The following is a 20,423-nucleotide window of genomic DNA, read 5'->3' on the forward strand; positions in this document are numbered from 1 at the left end:
AGGAGATGGAGGGCTTTGGCCATTGCCGATCCGTGGTGAGCCTGCCACGATCGAAGCGTTACCGCAACGAAGCGAGCCTGCCAGGGAGCCCGAATGAAAAAGATCCTCTATATCGACCTCGACAACACCCTCGTCAATGTGCAGTCGGGAATCGATCGACTCACCAACGCCGAGTACTCGCGCTATGAGAAAAGGCTCGATGAAGTGCCTGGAATTTTCGCCCGCATGGAACCGATCAGCGGTGCCATCGACGCTTTTCACACCCTCGCCCAATCGTTCGATACGTATATTCTCTCGATGGCCCCGTGGGGCAACGCGAGTGCCTGGCAACACAAGCTCGAGTGGGTGCAGGAACACCTCGGAGCAGACGCCGGTGGGCCGGCCTACAAACGGCTCATTCTGTCGCACCACAAGCATCTCAATCGCGGCGACTTTCTCGTGGACGACGGATCAGCCGTTGGCGCTGACCGGTTTGAGGGCGAACTGATCAAGTTTCTGACCCCCCTGTTTCCCGACTGGAACACGGTGACGCGCTACCTGCTGGAGCGTGCCGACAACTCGCCGTACCCCTACGTGGCGCGCCGGACCGGAAAGCGACCGGCGATACGGGGCGGAGCCGCTTTTTCTCGGTAACCGCGATTATCTCGCTATCCTCATGCCGTTCGACCGGTCACAACCCGCTTGAGTGAATCCCGCAACGGAAAAGGTTGACGTGGCCCTTGAGCGCCCGCCTATGGCGTTGTATATTAAAAATCGCACCGACCAGTCCTGGTGTCCTTCCGAACGGACTGGTCCTTCCTGCTTTGCACGATTTCGACCGGCAATCACGTTTCGCGGCTCACCAAACTAAGTCGTGATCTTTTGATAAGGGGTTTACCCACATGTGAATATGGGGTAATCTCACTTTCAGATGGGCATGGATCGGTCTCGGTGATTTACTCGGACCGGTGCGGGCCACCAAGTGATCGGGTGAAGACGATGGTGGAACTGAAGAAGACGACGGAACTCAAATCGGATTTCATTCCGATGGGCGAGGTGTGTGCCGATGAGCGTTCGAGAATGGCTTTCGGCAAAGCGGGTGTGCACCGCGACGACCGGTATGCCGTAGCAGTGAACGCCGAGGGTGAAATTCTGCTGACCCCGCTCGTGTCTATCCCGCGTCGTGAACTTCTGGTCTGGGACGACGAAGGCATCCGTGCCGCACTGGTGCGCGGCCTCGAACACAGCAGCAAGGAAGACACCAGCGAGGGTGGCGACTTTACCCGGTTTGCCGGTGAGGAGTATGCGGTCGATGAGTCGGCCGCTCCCGCCGAGCCCCAGTCATGAGCTTTACGCTCTTACTCACGAGAGAAGCGGCGTCAGGATTATCCATCCTCGAAACGAAACCTCAACTGGTCGGTCGGCTGAAGCGGGTGCGCACTGCTCTCGGACGGCTGCAGCTCAACCCCGACGATCCCGCATTGCGCTCGCACAGATACGTGTCGCTAGCTGGTAAGAAGGGCGAGGCGGTCTGGGACTCGTATATCGAACATCGCACGCCGACCGCCGGCCGCATCTACTGGCACTACGGTCCCGGCCTTGATCGCATCACCGTTGTGATCATCACGCCACACCCGTAGTTCTTTCCGTGCCGGCTGTTGCGCCCTAGAACGGGTGGAGCAGCCGGTGCAAAAACTGGCGAGTGCGTTCCTGCTCCGGGTGCCGCAGCAACTGCTTCGGCTCGCCATGCTCGACGATGACGCCGCCGTCCACGAAGGCGATCTCATGCGCGACCTCGCGGGCGAATTCGAGTTCATGCGTGACGATGACCATGCTCCAGCCTTCGTCGGCCAGCTCCTTGATCAGGCGCAGCACATCGCCCACGAGCTCCGGATCGAGGGCCGAGGTCGGCTCGTCGAACAAGAGCAGCTGTGGGCGCAGTGCGAGGGCCCGCACAATGCCAACCCGCTGCTGCTGGCCGCCGGAGAGTTCGAACGGAAAGCTGCCCTGCTTGTCTGTCAGGCCGACCCGTGCGAGAAGGGCGAGCGCCTCGGCCGTGACCTCGGCGACCGGGCGGCGTTGCACGATGACCGGTCCTTCGATCACGTTCTGCAACACGGTCTTATGCGGGAACAGGTTGTAGTGCTGAAAGACCATGGCCGACCGGTCACGCAGGGCGCCGAGCTGTTTCGGCGAGGTCTTCCCGGCGAAGTCAATGGTCACCGGCGCGGACGACGCGGCGCCCCTGCCGGTAGTGGTGCCGCCACCAGCCCGGTCAGCAGTCACTGTAGCGGCCACCTCGATGGTGCCGCCGTCGGGAAGCTCCAGTCCGTTCAGGCATCGCAAAATTGTGGTCTTACCGGAGCCGGACGGACCGATCAGGGCCAGCACCCGGCCGCGGCCTACGGTGAGGTCGACCGACTCCAGAACCCGATTGCTGCCAAAACTCTTCTGCAGCCCGCGCACGCGGAGCAGGGCAGCGGATGCCGCAGCATCTCTTTGGCCGGTCGTCGTGGGGGGATCAGCGGGCGACATAGCGGTCCAATCGCTTCTCAAGAAAACTCTGCCCGGTGGACAGCACCAGGCAGATAACCCAGTAGATGAGGGCTGCTTCAAGGTAGATCAGCATGAATTTCTGACTGAAGGCCGTGATCTGCTGCGCCTCACGGAATAGGTCGGTGACCAGAATCAGGGAGGCGAGTGAGGTGTCCTTGACCAGGCTGATGAACGTATTCGATAGGGGCGGCACCGAAACCCGGGCAGCCTGCGGCAGGATAATGCGGGCGAGGGCCCGACGGTGGGACATGCCGATCATGTAGGCGGCTTCCCACTGGCCCTTCGGAACGGAAAGAATCGCTGCGCGGATGACTTCGGCGGCATAACCGCCGACGTTGATGGAGAAAGCCACAACCGCGCTCGGCCACGGCTCGATGGTCACGCCGACCGACGGCAGTCCGTAGAAGATCACGAACAGCTGCACGAGCAGGGGAGTGCCGCGCACGATCGAGATATAGCCGCGAGCGATGCCCGACACCCAACGCTTCACCGATAACCGCATGAGCGCAAGCACGAGTGCGAGCACAAGGCCGATCGCGAATGACGTGAGGGCAAGCGGAATCGTGCCGCGTACCGCGCCGTCCAGCAGGGGCCAGAGCGAGCCGACGAACAACTCCCAATCAGGCTGAATCATCGAATAGTCGAGCTATTGGCTGACGTCGGCGCCGAAGTACTTGTCGGAGAGCTCGGCGAGCGTTCCGTCAGCGGTGAGGGTCGCGAGCGCGTCGCTCACGGCCTCGGCCAGCGCGGTGCCGTCTTTCGCGAAGGCGAAGGCACTCTCCGAACGTTCCGTCGTCTCGGCGGCGATTTTCAGGTTGTCGGCGCCGGTGGACTTCTGGTAGTCGAGGAAGGTCAGTTTGTCGTTGACCGTGGCATCCACTCGACCCTGCTCGACCAGGGTGACCGACTGGGCCCAGCCCTCGACGGCTTCGACGGTCGCGCCGCTCTCGGTGGCCAGCGTGTTCCAGTTGCTGGTCAGCGACTGCGCCGTAGTGAGGCCCTTGAGGCTGGCGAACGACGTGATCGACGTATTGTCGGCGGGAACGACGATGACGCCGGTGGAGTAGGTGTAGGGCGTGGAGAACTCGTGCGAGCCCACGCGTTCCGGGGTGATCGACACCTGGTTGGCGATCGTGTCCCAGCGACCGGCGGTGAGGCCGGCGAAAATGGCATCCCACTGGGTTTCTTCAAATACGGCGTCAACGCCGAGCTCGGCGGCGACAGCTCGCGCCACCTCGACATCGTAGCCAGTGAGCTCGCCCGAACCGCCTTCGTGGAACGAGAACGGCCGGTAGGTGCCCTCGGTACCGATCGTGAGGGTGCCCGAGTCGAGCACACTGCTCAGCGACTCGTCGGTGGCGCTCGACGCGGAGCAACCGGTGAGGGCGAGGGCAACGACACTGAGCAGGGCAACCGGAATGAGTCTGAGCTTCATGAAAAAGAACGCCTAACGAACTAGATGGGGCGAGCGCGGGTTGTGCGAGTGCTCTCCAGAGTGTGCGGAAGACAGGGGTAGCGCCTTCTGTAGGTTGTCAAGGAGCTGCAAGCCGCAGTTATTCCGACTACATCAAATATAAGGGCTACGAGCGCAGGGCCAGGGCGAACGGGAGCACTGCCGATGCGCCGTGCCGTCGCAGCACCCGACTTGCCACGGTCATGGTCCACCGGCTGTCGGCGAGATCGTCGATCAGCAAAATGGGGCGGCCGTCGAACGCAGCGAGTGCCTCAGCCAGCTCGGCGCCAACAGCGAAGCGGTCCCACACGCTGGATAGCCGATAGGCGCTGTTGCCGCCCGGCTCGCCGGTAGGGCCGCCGTTCACCCAGTCCAGGGCGCCGAGCAGGGGCAACCGACCGACGTCGGATAACGATCGTGCCACCGAATCGATAAGGAGCGGATGCCGCCGCGACGGCATCGAGACGATGGCTGCCGGACGCTCTGCCCACCCCCACTCGGCGAGCACCCGCACACAGGCGGCCAGAAGGGCCGGTGGGGCGGCGGCATCCGCTGCCTGGGCGTCGAATAGGTTCCGCAGCGGACCACCCCAGCCGAGGTCGGTCAGGCGGGCCAGCGCGCGGCCGGGCTCGGCGCGTTCGCCGAGCGCAATCTTGCCGGAGGCCGCGACGCCGAGGCTGCTCATGCCGGTAGGCCATTGGGCGCGCACATCGATGGCGACACCGACTCGCTCGAGCGACTTCGCTGCCGTGGCGGCCGCGCCCGCGGCCACGTCACTCGGATACCAGACGCCCTGGCAATTATCGCAACGACCGCACGCCACCGCAGTCTCGTCGTCGAGGGCGCGCTGGAGAAACTCCATGCGGCATCCACCGGTGGTTTCGAATTCGAGCATGGCCTGCTGCTCACCGAGCCGGGCGGCAGCGATGCGTTCGTAACGCTCCTTGTCGTAGACCCAGGGCTGCCCGGTGGACTGCCAGCCGCCTGTGACCCGGTGCACGGCGCCGTCAACGTCGAGCACCTTGAGCAGCAGCTCGAGCGGGGTGCGCTTCAGGTCGACCCGAGCTTCGAGCGCCGGTGTGGATAGGGGCGCGCCGGCGGCTTCGAGTGCGCCGACCACGGCGAGGGCCTTGGCCTGATTGGGCATTGAGGCGGTGGCGAAATAGTGCCAGATGGCCTCATCTTCGACGCCGGGCAGCAGCAATACGTCGGCCGAGGCGGTGGCACGGCCGGCGCGACCAACCTGCTGGTAGTAAGCAACGGGGGAGGATGGCGCGCCCAGGTGCAGCACGAACCCGAGGTCGGGTTTGTCGAATCCCATTCCGAGGGCGCTCGTGGCGATGAGGGCTTTGACCTGGTTGGTCTTGAGTAACTCCTCGGATTCTTCGCGTTCGGCCGTGTCCGTCTGGCCGGTGTAGGCGCGCACCGCGTGACCGGCCTCCCGCAGCAGCCGGGCGGTGTCTTCGGCGGCCGCTACGGTGAGGGTATAGATGATGCCGCTGCCGGGCAGGTCGCCGAGGTGACTGAGCAGCCAGGCGAGGCGCGCCCGCGAGTCGGGCAGGCGCAGCACACCGAGCCGCAGCGACGAGCGGGCGAGCGGACCGCGAATGGTGACGACTTCAGCGGTTCCGGCGCCGGCGCCATCGAAGCCGGTGGCGACCATGCCAACCTGCTCCGCGACATCCTGCACGACCCGGCTGTTGGCGGTGGCCGTGGTGGCGAGCACGGGCACGCCGGTCGGCATCTGGGCGATCAGGTCGCGCAGGCGGCGGTAGTCCGGGCGAAAATCGTGGCCCCAGTCGGAGATGCAGTGCGCCTCATCGACCACGAGCAGGCCGACCCGGGAAATCAGGGCGGGCAGCTGCTCATCGCGGAAAGAGGGATTGTTCAGTCGTTCGGGCGAGACCAGCAGCACGTCGACCTCGTCGGCGTCGAGCTGGCGTAGCACGTCGCTCCACTCGTGCGCGTTCGACGAGTTTATCGACACCGCCCGCACGCCGGCCCGGGCCGCGGCGGCGACCTGGTCACGCATCAGGGCGAGCAACGGCGAGACCAAAATGGTCGGGCCAGCGCCTTGGCGGCGCAGCAGCAGGGTCGCCACAAAGTACACGGCCGATTTGCCCCACCCGGTGCGTTGCACCACAAGCGCGCGGCGACGGTGGTCGACCAGGGTTTCGATGGCCTCGAACTGTCCGTCATGAAAGTCGGCGTCGGCTCGCCCCACCAGGGTGCGCAGAATGGCCAGAGCGGATGCGCGGGTGTCGGTCATCCTTCAAGGGTGCCAGATGCCACCGACAACCCCGTTCCGTATGCTCGCGATACTGATCAATGGTCGACTCGCCATGCGCAACCCACCGAAACGCCGTTATTCCACAACGTACAGGTGGTACTTCCTGGGCGCAGAGCGGCGTGGGCTGGATCGGCAGCGCGTGTCGCAGGGCATTCGCCACCTTCGAGCGGGATCGCTCAGTAGGCTCGGTGGGTGAACGTGATTCAGGAGATCGAAACGCGGCTGCCGGAACAGGCCGTTGTGGGTTTTCGCCGACTCATCGGGCAGGCCCGGGTGAAAGATCCGATCCTGCTGCAGGAGCGGGCCATGGCCCGCATGGTGGCCCCGGCGCAGTGGATTCTGACCCGGGTCGGGGCCGACGGCATCCGTTTGACCAAGGCGGGACACCTGCCGCCTTCGGTCGTCCTTGAAGCATCGGCCGAGCTCGACTGGGGCTGGCCGATCAGCGTGAACCGCGAGGCGCACCTGCGTCCGTTGCAGGAACTGCGCGGCCACCTGCGCGACGTTGGGCTGCTGCGGGTGAGCAAGGGCACGCTCGTGGTCACCAAGAAGGGTAGCTCCCTCTCCGGCACCCCCCGCGAACTCTGGTGGCACCTCGCCCGCACCATCCACCACAGCCGCACACCGGCCGTGGGCGACGCCACTCGTCTGTTGCTGTTGTTCGTTGCGACCCGCGGCCTGGCGCGACGCGAGGACTACCTCACAACGCTGTCGCGCTCGCTCGGTTCGCTCGGCTGGGTACAGTTCGACGGCCAGGAACCGACGACGCAGTCGGTCTGGCACCTCATCGACACGAAATGGCGCCTGCTCGACCGACTCGGAGCGTTCGAGCAGACCGAGGCGTGGCACGGCGACCGCGGCACGGTCACCGTCGGCGGCGCCGCTTTCGCGCGCGCTGCGTTGCAGGCCGACGCGCCCGCCGAGTAGGAGCACGCCCGCGGCATCCGCTGCCCCCGCGCGGGTGGTTGGATGGATGAATGGACGCAACACTCGACTACATCGCCGATTTTTCCGCCTTTCTGCACGCGTCACCGTCGTCGTACCACGCCGCTGCAGAAGTGGCCCGGCGGCTGCACGCGGCCGGCTTCACCCGGCTTGATGAGCCGGAGAAGTGGACGATCGACGAGGCCGTTGGCTTCTACGTCGTGCGTGATGGTGCCGTCATCGCCTGGTCGCAGCCGGCGGGGGCTGGGCCGACGACACCGTTTCGCATTCTCGGCGCCCACACCGACTCCCCGGGTTTCAAGCTCAAGCCCAAACCCACGATCAGCTCACACGGCTGGCTGCAGGCCGGAGTCGAGGTCTACGGCGGGCCGCTGCAGAACTCGTGGCTGGACCGCGAGCTTGAACTCGCCGGTCGGCTGGTCACCCGGCAGGGCACCGAGCACCTCGTGCGTACCGGCCCGTTTTTGCGCATTCCACAACTCGCCGTGCACCTCGACCGCGAGGTAAACAATGGCCTGACCCTCGACCGGCAACGCCATCTCACGCCCGTCTTCGGTGTCGGCGAGGCATCCGAGGCAGACCTGGTAGCCCACCTGGCGGGCCTGGCCGGGCTTCGGGCAGCGGATGTCGCCGGTTACGACATTCTCACCGCCGACACCAACCCGCCGGCCACCTTCGGCCTCGGCGACACACTGTTCGCCGCCGGCCGTCTCGACAATCTCTCGTCGGTCTATGCGGGCCTGCACGCGCTTATCGCGACCAGCCACCTGACAACGGGGGGCTCGATCAATGTGCTCGCCGCCTTCGACCACGAAGAGCTCGGTTCGCAGTCCCGCTCCGGCGCCAGCGGGCCGTTTCTGGACGACATTCTCACCCGCATCGGTTACGGCCTCGGCGCGACCGGGTCGGAGCGGCTGCAGGCCTACGCCGAATCGTGGTGCCTCTCCGCTGACGCCGGCCATGCCGTGCACCCGAACTACCCCGAGCGCCACGATCCGGCTAACCAGCCCATTCTCGGCGGCGGTCCGTTACTGAAAATCAATGCCAACCAGCGCTATGCGACGGATGCCCATGGCGCGGCCCTCTGGGCGCGCACCTGTGCCCGGGCGAACGTGGAGTATCAGGAGTTCGTCTCGAACAACACCGTTCCCTGCGGTTCGACCATCGGGCCGCTGACGGCGACCCGGTTGGGCATTCGGGTTGTGGATGTCGGCGTGCCGCTGCTGTCGATGCACTCGGCCCGGGAAATGTGCCACGTCAACGATCCGCAGTCGCTCGCTGCGGCGACCGCAGCTTTCTTCGCACCCGAGGTCTGATCCATGCAGGGCCCCGCCCTCGGCGACCGCGCGCACCGTCGTTGCCATGCTGCATCTGAGCGCCGCGTTCGCCATCATGGTGATTCTTTTGCTGGGCATCCGGAATCGGGCCCAGCGCGGGCAGGACGCTCTGTCGATCGCGTGACCGGTGGAGTTACGGCGCGCTGGGGTGCTCCAGTTGTTTCGTTGCGGCGATACGCGCGAGCCGCGTCCGGGCAGCATCCTCTGAGGTCGACGAGGGACCAAGTAGAGCGCCCACGACACCGAGGACCAATCGGGTACCCCAGATCGTGGGCAGGAAAGATCGTTTCAGGCCGAGCATGTCGCGATACTCGCGGGGGATCGACGCAACGGCGCCGGCGAACATGATGCGGTAGAACGGCAGCATCCCGCGGCTGAGCGGCGGGTAACGGATGAACCGCACCGCTTCGGCCACTCGGGCGTCGCTCTTGAGCGTTCCGGCGCTGCGAAAGGCTTCGAGCTGCGCGGCAAGCTCGGCCGCCGAATGCGGAGCATTCCGCACGCCGACGAGTTCGCCGGCAGTCGCCCATTCGTCGACGTAACGATCGGCGCCACCGGGAATAGCTGTGCCCCACAGCAGGTGGGATTGCAGAAAAGCGTCGGTGAAGACGACGTGTACCCACGACAGAAGCTCGGGATCGTCGGCGGCATAGGGCCGTTCCTCGCCTCGAGCATCAAGATAGGTGCCGACCACCCGGTCGTGAAAGTGCGCGACCCGTCCCGACTCCCGCTCAGCGACGACGGTATCGGCGAAGGTGACCGTGATGAGCCATTGGATGGTGCCGGAGAGGCGGCCGAGCGGGTCTTCGTGGTACCGCGACCAGTCGTGCACGCCGGCCATAGCGCCCGGATGCAGGGTCTGCATGAGGAGAGCGCGAATGCCGGCGACCATGGTTGCCATGCCACCGTGCACGGTCCAGACAGCGCTTCCCGGGCCGAAGAAGCCAGCGTTGTCTCCCGTGGCAATCTGGCCGACCCATTTCGGTCGCCCCTCGCTGTTCCCCGAGAGGGTCACTAAGAGATGCGAGCGCCAGCTGTCCGTGAATCTGCCCATATCCGGATGGTAGCCCCGCCTCGCTGGACGCCCGCCGTAAGCGGCCGCCGGGCCAGCGGGTCGTCGTCGCATATGACGCGCGGAGGCGCCAGCTGACCGGGTCCACGGGGTGCGCCGTTCGCGACGGCTGAACGGATGATGAATTCCGTTTCGGCCGCGCGGGAAGCAGGTCCTCCGACGCTGGTACGCCGGTTCGGAACTGACGCGCGCCAGTTTATTCGACTGCTCTGCGCGGCATCCGCTGACACCCGAAGTAGGCTGATCAGGTGAGCAATCGATACCCAGCACGATGAACGCGTCTACTCAGGCAACTGACCTGGCACCCGGATCGAACAGAAAAGTCATCGTTTTGGCCGTCGCCGGCGCCCTCGGCGGATTTCTCTTCGGGTTCGACTCCTCGGTCATCAACGGGGCCGTCAACGCCGTGCAGCAGGAATTCGGACTGAACGCTACCCTGACCGGTTTCGCGGTAGCCTGCGCGCTGCTCGGCGCCGCGGCCGGTGCGTTCTTCGGCGGTCGCTTTGCCGACCGCTACGGACGCATCCCCATGATGGTGGTTGGCGGCGTGGTCTTTTTGGTCAGCTCGATCGGCTCAGGTTTCGCGTTCGGCGTGGTCGACCTGATCATCTGGCGAATCATCGGCGGGCTCGGTATCGGCCTCGCATCCGTTGTCGCACCGGCTTATATCGCCGAAATTTCACCGCGGCATATGCGCGGACGACTCGGCTCCCTGCAACAGCTTGCGATCACGCTGGGCATCTTCACCGCGCTGCTTTCCGACGCCGTGTTCGCCGAGAGTGCTGGCGGAGCAGCTGGCGAGTTCTGGTTCGGGCTGGAAGCCTGGCGCTGGATGTTTCTCGTCGGCGCCGTGCCGGCCGTCGTGTACGGCGGCATCGCGTTCATCCTTCCAGAATCCCCGCGTTTCCTTATTCTCAAAGACAAAGAAGCGGATGCCCGCGCCGTGTTCACCCGGCTCTGGCCGAGCGGGGACGTCGACCGGGAGATTCGAGACATGCGTCGCTCGATCGAGGTCGATGCGCGGTCACAGAGGGCGGGGTCTCTGCGTGGCAGTGCCTTTGGTCTCAAGCCGATTGTCTGGGTCGGCATCATCTTGTCGGTGTTCCAGCAGTTCGTCGGCATCAACGTGATCTTCTACTATTCGACCACCCTCTGGAGCGCGGTCGGCTTCGAGGAATCCAATTCGCTGACCATCTCGGTGATCACCTCGGTCACCAATATTCTGGTCACCCTGGTCGCGATCGCCCTGGTCGACCGGATCGGCCGACGACCGATCCTGTTGGCCGGCTCCATCGGCATGACGGTGTCGCTGGCAACAATGGCGGCGGCGTTCAGCCAGTCGGTCACGGTCGACGGCGCGCTCAGCCTGCCGGGTGCCTGGGCGCCGATCGCGCTCGTTGCCGCAAACCTGTTCGTGATCTCATTCGGAGCTTCCTGGGGCCCGGTCGTGTGGGTGCTCCTCGGCGAGATGTTCCCCAACTCGATTCGTGCCAAGGCCCTCGGGCTGGCTGCAGCCGCCCAATGGATCGCGAACTTCTTGATCACGGTCAGCTTTCCGCCGATGGCGGATGCCTCCCTACCGATCACCTATGCCCTGTATGCCCTGTTCGCCGGACTATCATTCTGGTTCGTGCTGCGCAAGGTGCCCGAAACCAATGGAATGTCGCTGGAAGAGGCTGACACTCTGCTCCCGCCGAAGAACTCTGCACGGAAGGCCGCTTCCGTCAAGTAGGCATCTAAGCAGTATTTGGCGATACCCACAAGACCCCGAACGGGCTGTCGCAATCCGACCGGTTTGTGGATAACTTCACAGGACAAGATTGTGGAGTGTGGCCATGCCCGAACGTGGATACGCGGTTATAAGTTTGAAAACTACCGGACTGTTCCCGTACCAACGGGATCGGGTCGTCGAGGTCGCTGTGGTGCACCTCGACGTGGGTGGTCGCATTGCTGCGCGCTGGCAAACCGTCGTGAACCCGGGAAGCAACGCCGGGGACGTGGCGAACCACGGCGTCAGCACCGCCGAACTCTTGCGCGCGCCGACGTTCGAGCAGATTGCACCGCGCCTGGTCGACCTGCTGCGTGGCCGGGTATTGGTGACGCACAACGCCCAGTTCGTCACCGGATTTCTCATGCGCGAGTTCGAGCTGATGGGTTATGCGCCCGGCCGCGGACTCGAGGCCGTCTGCACCATGCACCTGGCCCGCACCTATTTGCCTGGCGCTGGTCGACTGCTGGTCGATTGCTGCGCCGCCTATGACATTGAAATCGAGCCCGGACCGGGGGCACTGGTTCAGGCCGTGGCCTGCGCGAGTCTTCTCGCCGCCTACGTGCAGGGTTCGCCCCGCGTCGCGCCGTGGGTCGACGCTCTCGACCGTGCCGAGCAATCCGCCTGGCCGAGAATCACCGCTGCCACCGACGCAGAGTGGGTGCAGCGCGACCCGTCAACGCCGGGCGACGAGGCACCGGCACCGAGTTTCCTGGCCCGGGCGGCTGTAAAACTCCCCGACTACACCGGTCCCGAAGAACATCTCGACTACCTCGCCCTGCTCGATTTGTGCCTGCTCGATCATGTTCTCTCGCCGCAGGAAACACGTGAACTTCGGGTTTTGGCCGAATTCAGCGGTGTGACGGCCGCCGAGGGCATCGCACTGCATCGCCGTTATTTTGAGGACCTCGTGCAGGTTGCCTGGTTGAACGGCGCTCTCAGCGTCGCGGATTCTGCCGACCTGATCGCGGTCGCCCGCATGCTCGATGTCGCTCCAAAAATCGTTGCCGCCGCACTGGCGGCGCCCGCCTCGGTGGTGCAGTTGCCGCTCGCCTCGATCGACACTGTGCTGCTGGAACAGGGCGACATCGTCGTGCTGACCGGTGATATGGCCCGGGCCCGTTCCGACTGGGGCCGGGAACTGGTCGCTCGGGGTCTGTCCCTGGGCACGGCGGTCACCCTGCGCACGCGCCTGCTCGTTGCGGCCAACCCCGCGTCGATCACCGGAAAAACCGGGAAGGCCCGCGACTACGGCATTCCGATCGTCTCCGAATTCGGCCTGCGGTCTCTCATCGGAGTGCGCTGACCGAGCCGCGGGCCGCATCGTTTAGACGTCGACACGGGTGGGTGAACGGACCAGTGGGCAGCGTCGGCTAGCTGATCAGGCCGCGCAGGTAATCCTCGACGGTCTCGCCGCGCTCTTCTGAGCGCGAAATTAGACGCCGATGCTCCTCGTCGCTGAGCGAGAGCGTCACCCGGTGCAACTCATCGCCGGTGCGCCTGGCGTCGGGGCTGTTCGGATCGGTGAGGTTGCGGCGATCCTCGCCGATCTCCTCGCCAATATCGTCCAACGAGAAGAGTTCGTCGTGCGCGTAGGCGACCGCCCGTTCCGTGCTTCGACCAGTGCTCAGGGTCGACGCAGTCGGCGAACCCGCGGTACGCAGCCCACCGGATGCCGCAGCGCCCGTCCGTCCAACCGGTTGAGCTTCTGATTGCCTCCCGGCAAAACCGGGTCCGGCCGGGGCCGGTCGACCACGCTGGAAGGCTTCGGCCGCGCCGCGCGCGCGCTCGTCGGCGGCCTCGTTGAGCGGATGCCCCACGTGTCCTTTCACCCACTCGAATCGGTACCGACGCCCGGCGATAACCTCGTCGATCTCTTTGAGCAGGTCGAGGTTCATCACCGGTTTGCCGTCACCCTTACGCCAGCCCTTGGCCTTCCAACCCTTCATCCACTTGGTGACGGAGTTGATCACGTACTGGCTGTCGCACAGCACGAGCAGGTCGTCGTCGATGTGCGCGGTGGCGCGAAATAGCTCGAGCACGGCCTTCAACTCGCCTTGGTTGTTGGTGGCGTGCTTCCAACCACCGGCGGCCCAGCAGGAGTCGTCGACGTACCAGGCCCAGCCGGCTGGTCCGGGGTTCCCGAGGGCAGAACCGTCGGCGGCGGCGGTGATTGTCATGTGGAGCCTTTCCAACAGCGGATGCGCGGGCGCGGGTCTACCAGTCTGCCACCCCCGGCATCCGGTACCGGTATTGCTGGGGACTCAGCGCCGATTGTGTCCGTCGTGTAACAGCGCCCCAACAACCCCTCGAACGGCGTGTGATCATCTGGTGATCGAAAGGTAACCGGTGCCAGGGTTGCCGGAAACACGCGCTGGCTAACGTCAAAGCAGGGGAGTCGCCCCGGCTGCCTGCAGATCCTTGCACCGCCGTTTCATTCCAATCCCGAGGGGGACTTCAATGACATCCAGCACAATTGGATCAGCGCTCGGCCACGCCGCATCCACGACCGACGAGGCGGTGCTGGTGCACCGTCCCGGTCGGTGGATCGACCAGTGGAACCCCGAGAACACGAAGCAATGGGAACAGGGCGGCAAGCTCATCGCCGCTCGCAACCTCAAATGGTCGATCTTGGCCGAGTTCCTGGGCTTCGTGATCTGGCAGCTGTGGAGCATCGTCGTCGTGTCGTTGCCGGCGGCCGGCTTCACCTTCTCGACCACCGAGGTGTTCTGGCTCATCTCGATGCCGAGCCTCGTCGGTGCCACCCTGCGTTTTCCCTACACGTTCATGGTGCCCAAATTCGGTGGCCGCAACTGGACCATCATTTCGGCCGGCCTGCTGCTGATCCCCTCTATCGCCCTGGGCTTCTGTGTCGGCAACCCGGACACCCCGTTCGGTGTCATGCTGTTCGTCGCGGCTCTCGCCGGTCTCGGTGGCGGAAACTTCGCCAGCTCGATGTCGAACATCACCTACTTCTACCCGCAGAGCCAGAAGGGCTACGCGCTCGGTTTGAATGCTGCGGGCGGCAACCTCGGCGCCGCGATGGCCCAGCTCATCGTGCCGATCGTGATCACCCTCGGCGCCGTCGGCACGCTCAATATCAGCCTCGCTGGCTGGTTCTGGATTCCATTCATCCTCCTCGCCATGTGGGGCGCCTGGAAGTACATGGACAACCTCACTAACGCCAAAGCCGACTTCGCCGGTTCCATCGCCGCGGTGAAAGAACCACATTTCTGGATTCTCGCCGTGCTCTACATCGGTACCTTCGGCTCCTTCATCGGCTTCGCGAGCGTGTTCCCCAAGCTCATCGCCGACCAGTTCCCGGCCTACTCCACCCTCCAGGTCGCGTCAGCGTCACTCTCCCTCGCGTTCATTGGTGCCCTCGTCGGGTCGCTGGCCCGGCCGGCCGGCGGACGCCTGGCCGATCGCTTCGGCGGGGCATTGGTCACCGTTGCAGCTTTCGGCGTGATGGGCGTCGGCGCCCTCGTGGTCGCGGTGGTGCTGCCGCTCGGCAACTTCTGGGCTTTCCTTGGCAGCTTCCTGCTCATCTTCGTCGCCACCGGGATCGGCAACGGCTCGACGTACCGCATGATCCCGAGCGTGTTCTCGGCGCGCAGCGGGGTGAAAGACGCCCACGAGAACTCGGGTGACGTCACTACCCAGCGCATGAGCGCTGCGGCCCTCGGCCTCATTTCCGCCGTCGGCGCCTACGGTGGGTTCATCATTCCGCAGGTGCTCGGCTTCTCCAAGACCTCCACCGGCGACTACTCAAGTGCGATCTACGCCTTCGCCATCGCCTACGTCGTCATGATGTGCGTCACCGCTTTCGTCTACCTGCGCCGCGGTTCGTCCGTCGCCGGCCAGAAGATCTAGGCGCTCGTTGTCCACCGCCACGCACTGCCCGTACTGTGCCCTGCAGTGCGCCATGAAGCTCAGTCTCGGTGAAACGACGCCGGCCGAAGCGGATGCCGCCGCATCCGCGTCGCCGGCTGCCCCGGCCGCCTCCTTGACGGTGGCCGGCCGGGCGTTCCCGACCAACCGGGGCGGCCTGTGCAAGAAGGGCTGGACCGCCGCTGAACTGCTCGTCTCGCCAGACCGCATCCTCGAACCAATGGTGCGGCAGAATGATGGCACCTTCGCAGCGACCTCCTGGAGCCACGCGCTCGACCTCGTTGCCGCGAAGCTGCGCGTCACCCGGGCTGAGTACGGGGCCGACGCGGTCGGCGTGTTCGGCGGCGGCGGCCTCACCAACGAGAAGGCCTACCAGCTCGGTAAATTCACCCGGGTGGCGCTTGGCTCCAGCCGCATCGATTACAACGGCCGGTTCTGCATGTCCAGTGCCGCCGCGGCCGGCAACCGGGCCTTCGGACTGGACCGAGGCCTGCCGTTTCGGGTTGACGAGCTCGATACGGCCGACACCATTCTGATTCTCGGCTCCAACGTGGCGCAGACCATGCCGCCGTTTATCGGTCACCTCGAGGGCGCTCGCGCCGCCGGGGGACTCGTGGTCATCGACCCGCGCCGCACGGCGACAGCGCGGCTCACCGACGATGGCGCGGGAATGCACGTACAGCCCACCCCGGGCAGCGACCTCGTGCTGCTACTCGGCCTGACCCACATCGTCATCGTCGAGAAACTTGTCGACCGGGGCTACCTCGCCAATCGCACCACCGGGTTTGACGCGGTGCGCCGCTGCGTGAGCCGTTGGTGGCCGACCAGAGTGCAGGAACAGACCGGCGTTCCGGTCTGGCAGCTGCGGCAGCTGGCCCGCCGTCTCGCGGCCGGTGCTGCACGGGGGGCCGCGACCGGCAGCGGAACGTATATCCTCACCGGGCGCGGTGTTGAGCAGCACGCCGACGGCACCGACACGGCCACTGCCGCCATCAACCTCAGCCTCGTGCTCGGCCTCGTCGGAACCACGCACTCCGGCTACGGCACCCTCACCGGCCAGGGCAACGGTCAGGGTGGTCGTGAGCACGGGCAGAAGTGCGACCAGCTGCCCGGCTATCGCAAGATCAACGATCCCGTCGCTCGCACGCACGTCGCCGGGGTATGGGGAGTCGATCCCGACAGCCTGCCCGGCGTCGGCCTGCCCGCGGTCGAGCTTCTCGGCGCGCTGGGGGAGCCGGGCGGGATCCGCTGTCTTCTCGTGCACGGCTCCAACATCGTCGTCTCCGCGCCCAACGCCGACCAGGTGCGAGCCGCCCTGAAAACCCTCGACTTTCTGGTGGTGGCCGACTTCTTCTTCTCCGACACCGCGGTGCTCGCCGACGTCGTGCTGCCGGTCACGCAGTGGGCCGAGGAAGAGGGCACGATGACCTCCCTCGAGGGCCGCGTCATCCGTCGCCGGCTCGCCGTCAACGCGCCGGAGGGCGTACGCAGCGAACTGTGGATCTGGCAGGAGCTCGCGCGGCGCCTCGACTCGGCCGGAACCTTCAGCTCCCAGGCGAGCGAGGTGTTCGACGAACTCTGCCGGGCATCGAAGGGCGGACTCGCCGACTATTCCGGCCTCAGCTATGCCCTGCTCGATACCGAGGAACCGGTGTTCTGGCCCTACCCGGTCGGGTCGACTGGCACGCCGCGACTGTTTCTGGACCGCTTCGCGCACCCCGACGGCCTGGCTCGCCTCGTAGTCGTCGAGGCGCGGCGCCTCGGCGCACCGGCCCAGGTCGGTGGCACTCTGACCCTCATCACCGGCCGGCTGCTCGAGCATTACCAGAGCGGCACCCAGACCCGGCGGGTGCGAGAGCTTTCCGACGCCCAGCCGGAGGCCAGACTGCAGCTCCACCCGGCCACCGCCGAGCAGTTCGGAATCAGTGACGAGGCCTGGGTCGAGGTCAGCACCGACCGCGGTACGGTGCGTTGCCGCGCACAGGTGAGCACCGACATACGCTTTGATACGGTCTTTCTGCCGTTTCACTTTAGTGACGACCAGCGCGCCAACCTGCTGACCGACGACGAAACCGATCCGGTGAGTGGCATGCCGGAGTTCAAGAAGACAACCGTTCGGGTGCGTGCACTCGTGAAAGCAGGCGCCCATGTCTGAACGAAGCACCTCACAAATGCAGAACCCTGAGCGCATCGTGCTCGTCGGTTACGGTCCGGTCGGGGCCCGATTCGTCGAAGAACTGTTGCCGCTCGTGCGCCGGGGCGTTGCCACGTTGACCGTGGTCGGGGCCGAAAACACGGACGCTTACAACCGCGTGCTGATCGCCGAACACGCAGTCGGCAACGCCGACCGTGACAGCCTCGAGATCACCGACACCTTCGCCGCCCGCGAGGCCGGTGTTCATCTGCACCTCGGCGTGAGCGTGACCGCGATTTTACGCAGCCGCTCTGCTGTATCGCTCAGCGACGGCACCCTGCTGACCTATGACCGGCTCGTGCTCGCCACCGGCGCCCGCGCCAACATTCCCACCCTGGCTGGGATCATCCGGGTGCGTCGTGACCGGCAGATGCCGGCAGCGGATGCCGCAGCCCTTGATACCGGCGGCGCCACACTTCCACGCGGGGTCACCGTGCTGCGTGACCTCGATGATGCCCAGCGGGTACTCGCGGCCGTGACCGCGGGCAAGCGCATCGTCGTGCTCGGCGCCGGCGTGCTCGGCATGGAGATCGCGCTGGCTGCGGCTTCGGCCGGGGCGCAGTCCTGCGTCGTCTACCACGGGGAAATTCCCATGAACCGTAACCTCGACCGCGGCGGCGGCAATGTACTGGCGCAGAGCGCCCGACGGGCGGGCGTGACCATGGTCAATCATTCCCGCGCCGAGAGCCTGCTCTTTCACCGGGATGACGACGGCGTAGACCGGTTCGACGCTCTTATCTGCGCCGACGGCAAGCAGATCCACGGCGACCTGCTGCTGCTTTCGTGCGGAGTCGGCGCTCGAACCGAGCTGGCACAGCTGGCCGGGCTGCCGGTTTCGACCGGGATCCTGGTTGATTCGAACTTGCAGAGCTGGGGCGATCCGCGCGTCTACGCGATCGGCGACTGCGCCCACGTGGCACCTGTCCGCCGTGCCGGTGAGTCGACGGCGTTGCCGACCGGCGGCCCGAGCGGTCTGATCGAGCCGGGCTGGCGCCAGGCCGACTGGCTCGCCCGGCGGTTCAGTAACGAGGTGCTGGGCGCGGGGGAGGTCCATGCCCTGATCGGTGCGGCGGCGGGCGTGGTGATGCTGAAAGCCGAGGGCGTCGAGGTTGTGTCGGTCGGCAACACCGTCGCCGACCCGTGGGTTCACGGGGCCGATGGTCATGCCGCTGCGTGTGACGCAGCTCCGTTGAACGTGTCGCAGTGGGCTGATCCCGAACACGGCCGCTACGTGAAGATGGTCACCCGCGCGGGGATTCTGGAGGGCTTCGTCTGCGTCGGTATGCCGCGCACCGCCGCCGAACTGACGCTCCTGTTCGAGCGCGGCAGCGAACTACCGGCTGACCGGTCGGTGCTGCTGCGCTACGACGGGCCGGACTATGAGCCCTCGGTCGCCGGCGCCTTCGACATGGGCGCGACGGTGTGCTGGTGCAACGGCGTCACCGTGGGCGCCATTGCCGAATCGGCCGAGGTTGGCAACACGAGTGTCGCCTGTATCGGTGCAGCGACCCGAGCCGGCACCGGATGCGGCGGGTGCAAAATGCGTATCGGCGAGGTTCTCGACCGCTTCGCAACGTTCGGGGCGATGTCCTGACAGCGTGAATTCCGTTTGCGGGAGTGCGAAATACCTGACAAGGGAAAAATAAATGAGGTTTACCCGGTTTTATCTCCGCTGAGACCGTTACACTGCTGGTCGACCGACTCACTAGAGGGAGAATTCGCATGCTCAGCAACCTGACCGGATGGCATTTTCTAATTATTCTCGTCGTGATCCTGCTGTTGTTCGGAGCACCGAAACTGCCGGGGCTCGCCCGCAGTCTCGGTCAGTCCATGAAGATTTTCAAGAGCGAGATCACCCCGGAACGCACCGATGACGGCACGCCGGATAGTGCGGCCGACAGTACTCGCACCGACAGTACTCGCACCGGCAGTACTCGCACCGACAGTACTCGCACCGACAGTACTCGCACCGACCCGAGCAGCACGCCGAACCCGAAAGCCTAGGCAATCGTGGTGGTGGAGGGCGTGCGCACCGCGCCCGCCCAGAAAAAGATGTCGCTTGGGCAGCATCTGCTCGAGCTACGCAAGCGACTCTTTCTCGCTGCTGCGGGCATCCTCATCGGTGCCATCGCCGGCTGGTTTCTTTCCGGCTTCGTCTGGGATGGTCTGCGTGAGCCGATCTACGCCATTGTGCGCGCCCAGAACCGCAACGCCCAGATCAATTACCCGGATATCACGAGCGCCTTCGACCTCAAACTGCGCATCTCCTTCTACGTCGGACTGATCGTATCGAGCCCGATGTGGCTGTATCAGGTCTTTGCTTTTCTGACGCCCGGTCTCACGCGCAAAGAAAAGCAGTACACCTTTGGGTTCTTTTTTTCCGCTGTGCCGCTGTTTCTGCTGGGGTGCGCGTCGGGCTGGTACGTGTTGCCGCACGTGGTTGAACTGATGACGAGTTTCGCGCCGCAGCAGGACGCCGCACTGATCAATGCGGGAAACTACTTCGACTTCGTGCTCAAACTGATGATCGCCATCGGGATCGCGTTCGTGCTGCCGGTATTTATTGTGCTGCTGAACTTTGCCGGGGTGATCAGCGCCAACTCCATTATCAAATCCTGGCGTCTGGCCATTCTGGTGATCGTCCTATTCACGGCCATTGCGACGCCGGCAGCCGACGTCGTGTCCATGTTCCTGCTCGCCGTGCCAATGATCGTGTTGTACTTCACCGCGTACGGAATTGCACTACTTCACGACCGCCGGGTCGCTCGCCGAGTGCCGCGAGTCGGCGCAGACGGCCTGCTGCTCTAATCTGCGATCGCTCCGACTCGATGATTTCACCGAGACTGCACGCACGATGGCGCGCCTAAAAAGCGCAAACACCTACCCATGCACAAAAGTGAGAATGATTCTTATCGTTTGCTTACAACTTTTGTCCAGC

The 20,423-nt window shown here is 65.1% G+C and carries 18 protein-coding genes; 12 read left to right on the forward strand and 6 right to left on the reverse strand.

All coding sequences use genetic code 11. The annotated features are described in order from the left end of the window. Positions 1–93: 93 nt before the first annotated feature. The 3 genes from CXY74_RS04700 (at position 94) to CXY74_RS04710 (ending at position 1,619) form a co-directional block, all read left to right on the forward strand. Positions 94–633, forward strand: coding sequence for a hypothetical protein (locus CXY74_RS04700; protein WP_104199354.1), 540 nt, complete (start codon positions 94–96; stop codon positions 631–633). A 345-nt stretch (positions 634–978) separates the two neighbouring features. Further along, entirely contained in the window at positions 979–1,326 is a 348-nt protein-coding gene (locus CXY74_RS04705; protein ID WP_104199355.1) for a hypothetical protein, read from the forward strand. Next, positions 1,323–1,619, forward strand: a complete 297-nt coding sequence (locus CXY74_RS04710; protein ID WP_104196669.1) for a hypothetical protein — start codon at positions 1,323–1,325, stop codon at positions 1,617–1,619. The genes CXY74_RS04705 and CXY74_RS04710 overlap by 4 nt, the downstream gene beginning before the upstream one ends. A 25-nt stretch (positions 1,620–1,644) precedes the next feature. On the opposite strand, the gene CXY74_RS04715 is transcribed toward CXY74_RS04710, so the two are convergent. From CXY74_RS04715 to CXY74_RS04730, 4 genes are all read right to left on the reverse strand, one after another. Further along, positions 1,645–2,514, reverse strand: coding sequence for an amino acid ABC transporter ATP-binding protein (locus CXY74_RS04715; RefSeq protein WP_104199356.1), 870 nt, complete (start codon positions 2,512–2,514; stop codon positions 1,645–1,647). Then, positions 2,501–3,169, reverse strand: coding sequence for an amino acid ABC transporter permease (locus CXY74_RS04720; RefSeq protein WP_104199357.1), 669 nt, complete (start codon positions 3,167–3,169; stop codon positions 2,501–2,503). Before CXY74_RS04720 ends, CXY74_RS04715 begins: the two co-directional genes overlap by 14 nt. A 12-nt stretch (positions 3,170–3,181) precedes the next feature. Then, positions 3,182–3,970: an amino acid ABC transporter substrate-binding protein gene (locus CXY74_RS04725; protein WP_104199358.1), complete on the reverse strand. Its 789-nt coding sequence runs from the start codon at positions 3,968–3,970 to the stop codon at positions 3,182–3,184. Between the two features lie 145 nt (positions 3,971–4,115). Next, a complete protein-coding gene (locus CXY74_RS04730; RefSeq protein WP_104199359.1) occupies positions 4,116–6,257 on the reverse strand; it encodes an ATP-dependent DNA helicase RecQ in 2,142 nt (713 codons plus the stop codon). A 213-nt stretch (positions 6,258–6,470) separates the two neighbouring features. Here CXY74_RS04730 and CXY74_RS04735 point away from each other — a divergent pair, with 213 nt between their 5' ends. Then, positions 6,471–7,205 (forward strand): hypothetical protein, encoded by a 735-nt coding sequence (locus CXY74_RS04735; RefSeq protein WP_104199360.1) that lies wholly within the window; start codon positions 6,471–6,473, stop codon positions 7,203–7,205. 50 nt (positions 7,206–7,255) lie between these two features. Beyond that, positions 7,256–8,539, forward strand: coding sequence for a M18 family aminopeptidase (locus tag CXY74_RS04740; protein WP_104199361.1), 1,284 nt, complete (start codon positions 7,256–7,258; stop codon positions 8,537–8,539). A 154-nt stretch (positions 8,540–8,693) separates the two neighbouring features. Here the strand turns inward: CXY74_RS04740 and CXY74_RS04745 are convergent, their stop codons facing one another. After that, positions 8,694–9,614 (reverse strand): oxygenase MpaB family protein, encoded by a 921-nt coding sequence (locus tag CXY74_RS04745; protein WP_104199362.1) that lies wholly within the window; start codon positions 9,612–9,614, stop codon positions 8,694–8,696. 289 nt (positions 9,615–9,903) lie between these two features. Here CXY74_RS04745 and CXY74_RS04750 point away from each other — a divergent pair, with 289 nt between their 5' ends. Both CXY74_RS04750 and CXY74_RS04755 read left to right on the forward strand, forming a co-directional pair. Further along, positions 9,904–11,364 (forward strand): sugar porter family MFS transporter, encoded by a 1,461-nt coding sequence (locus CXY74_RS04750; protein WP_104199363.1) that lies wholly within the window; start codon positions 9,904–9,906, stop codon positions 11,362–11,364. 103 nt (positions 11,365–11,467) lie between these two features. Continuing rightward, positions 11,468–12,706, forward strand: a complete 1,239-nt coding sequence (locus CXY74_RS04755) for an exonuclease domain-containing protein (RefSeq protein ID WP_104199364.1) — start codon at positions 11,468–11,470, stop codon at positions 12,704–12,706. 67 nt (positions 12,707–12,773) lie between these two features. Here CXY74_RS04755 and CXY74_RS04760 read toward each other — a convergent pair whose 3' ends face one another. Beyond that, positions 12,774–13,580: an RNase H family protein gene (locus tag CXY74_RS04760; protein WP_104199365.1), complete on the reverse strand. Its 807-nt coding sequence runs from the start codon at positions 13,578–13,580 to the stop codon at positions 12,774–12,776. A 280-nt stretch (positions 13,581–13,860) separates the two neighbouring features. Between CXY74_RS04760 and CXY74_RS04765 the strand changes: the two genes are divergently transcribed. From CXY74_RS04765 to tatC, 5 genes are all read left to right on the forward strand, one after another. Continuing rightward, the gene (locus tag CXY74_RS04765; protein ID WP_104199366.1) at positions 13,861–15,273 is read left to right on the forward strand and encodes an MFS transporter; all 1,413 of its coding nucleotides are present in this window, start codon (positions 13,861–13,863) and stop codon (positions 15,271–15,273) included. Between the two features lie 52 nt (positions 15,274–15,325). Continuing rightward, the gene (locus tag CXY74_RS04770) at positions 15,326–17,446 is read left to right on the forward strand and encodes a molybdopterin oxidoreductase family protein (RefSeq protein WP_104199367.1); all 2,121 of its coding nucleotides are present in this window, start codon (positions 15,326–15,328) and stop codon (positions 17,444–17,446) included. After that, a complete protein-coding gene (locus tag CXY74_RS04775) occupies positions 17,439–19,079 on the forward strand; it encodes an FAD-dependent oxidoreductase (protein ID WP_233193218.1) in 1,641 nt (546 codons plus the stop codon). The genes CXY74_RS04770 and CXY74_RS04775 overlap by 8 nt, the downstream gene beginning before the upstream one ends. 128 nt (positions 19,080–19,207) lie before the next feature. After that, the gene (gene tatA, locus CXY74_RS04780; protein WP_104199369.1) at positions 19,208–19,489 is read left to right on the forward strand and encodes a Sec-independent protein translocase subunit TatA; all 282 of its coding nucleotides are present in this window, start codon (positions 19,208–19,210) and stop codon (positions 19,487–19,489) included. 48 nt (positions 19,490–19,537) lie between these two features. Continuing rightward, positions 19,538–20,293, forward strand: coding sequence for a twin-arginine translocase subunit TatC (gene tatC, locus CXY74_RS04785; protein WP_104199424.1), 756 nt, complete (start codon positions 19,538–19,540; stop codon positions 20,291–20,293). The last annotated feature ends 130 nt before the right edge of the window (positions 20,294–20,423 follow it).

Source organism: Cryobacterium sp. Y29 (assembly GCF_002929825.1).
In the GTDB taxonomy this organism is placed as follows: domain Bacteria; phylum Actinomycetota; class Actinomycetes; order Actinomycetales; family Microbacteriaceae; genus Cryobacterium.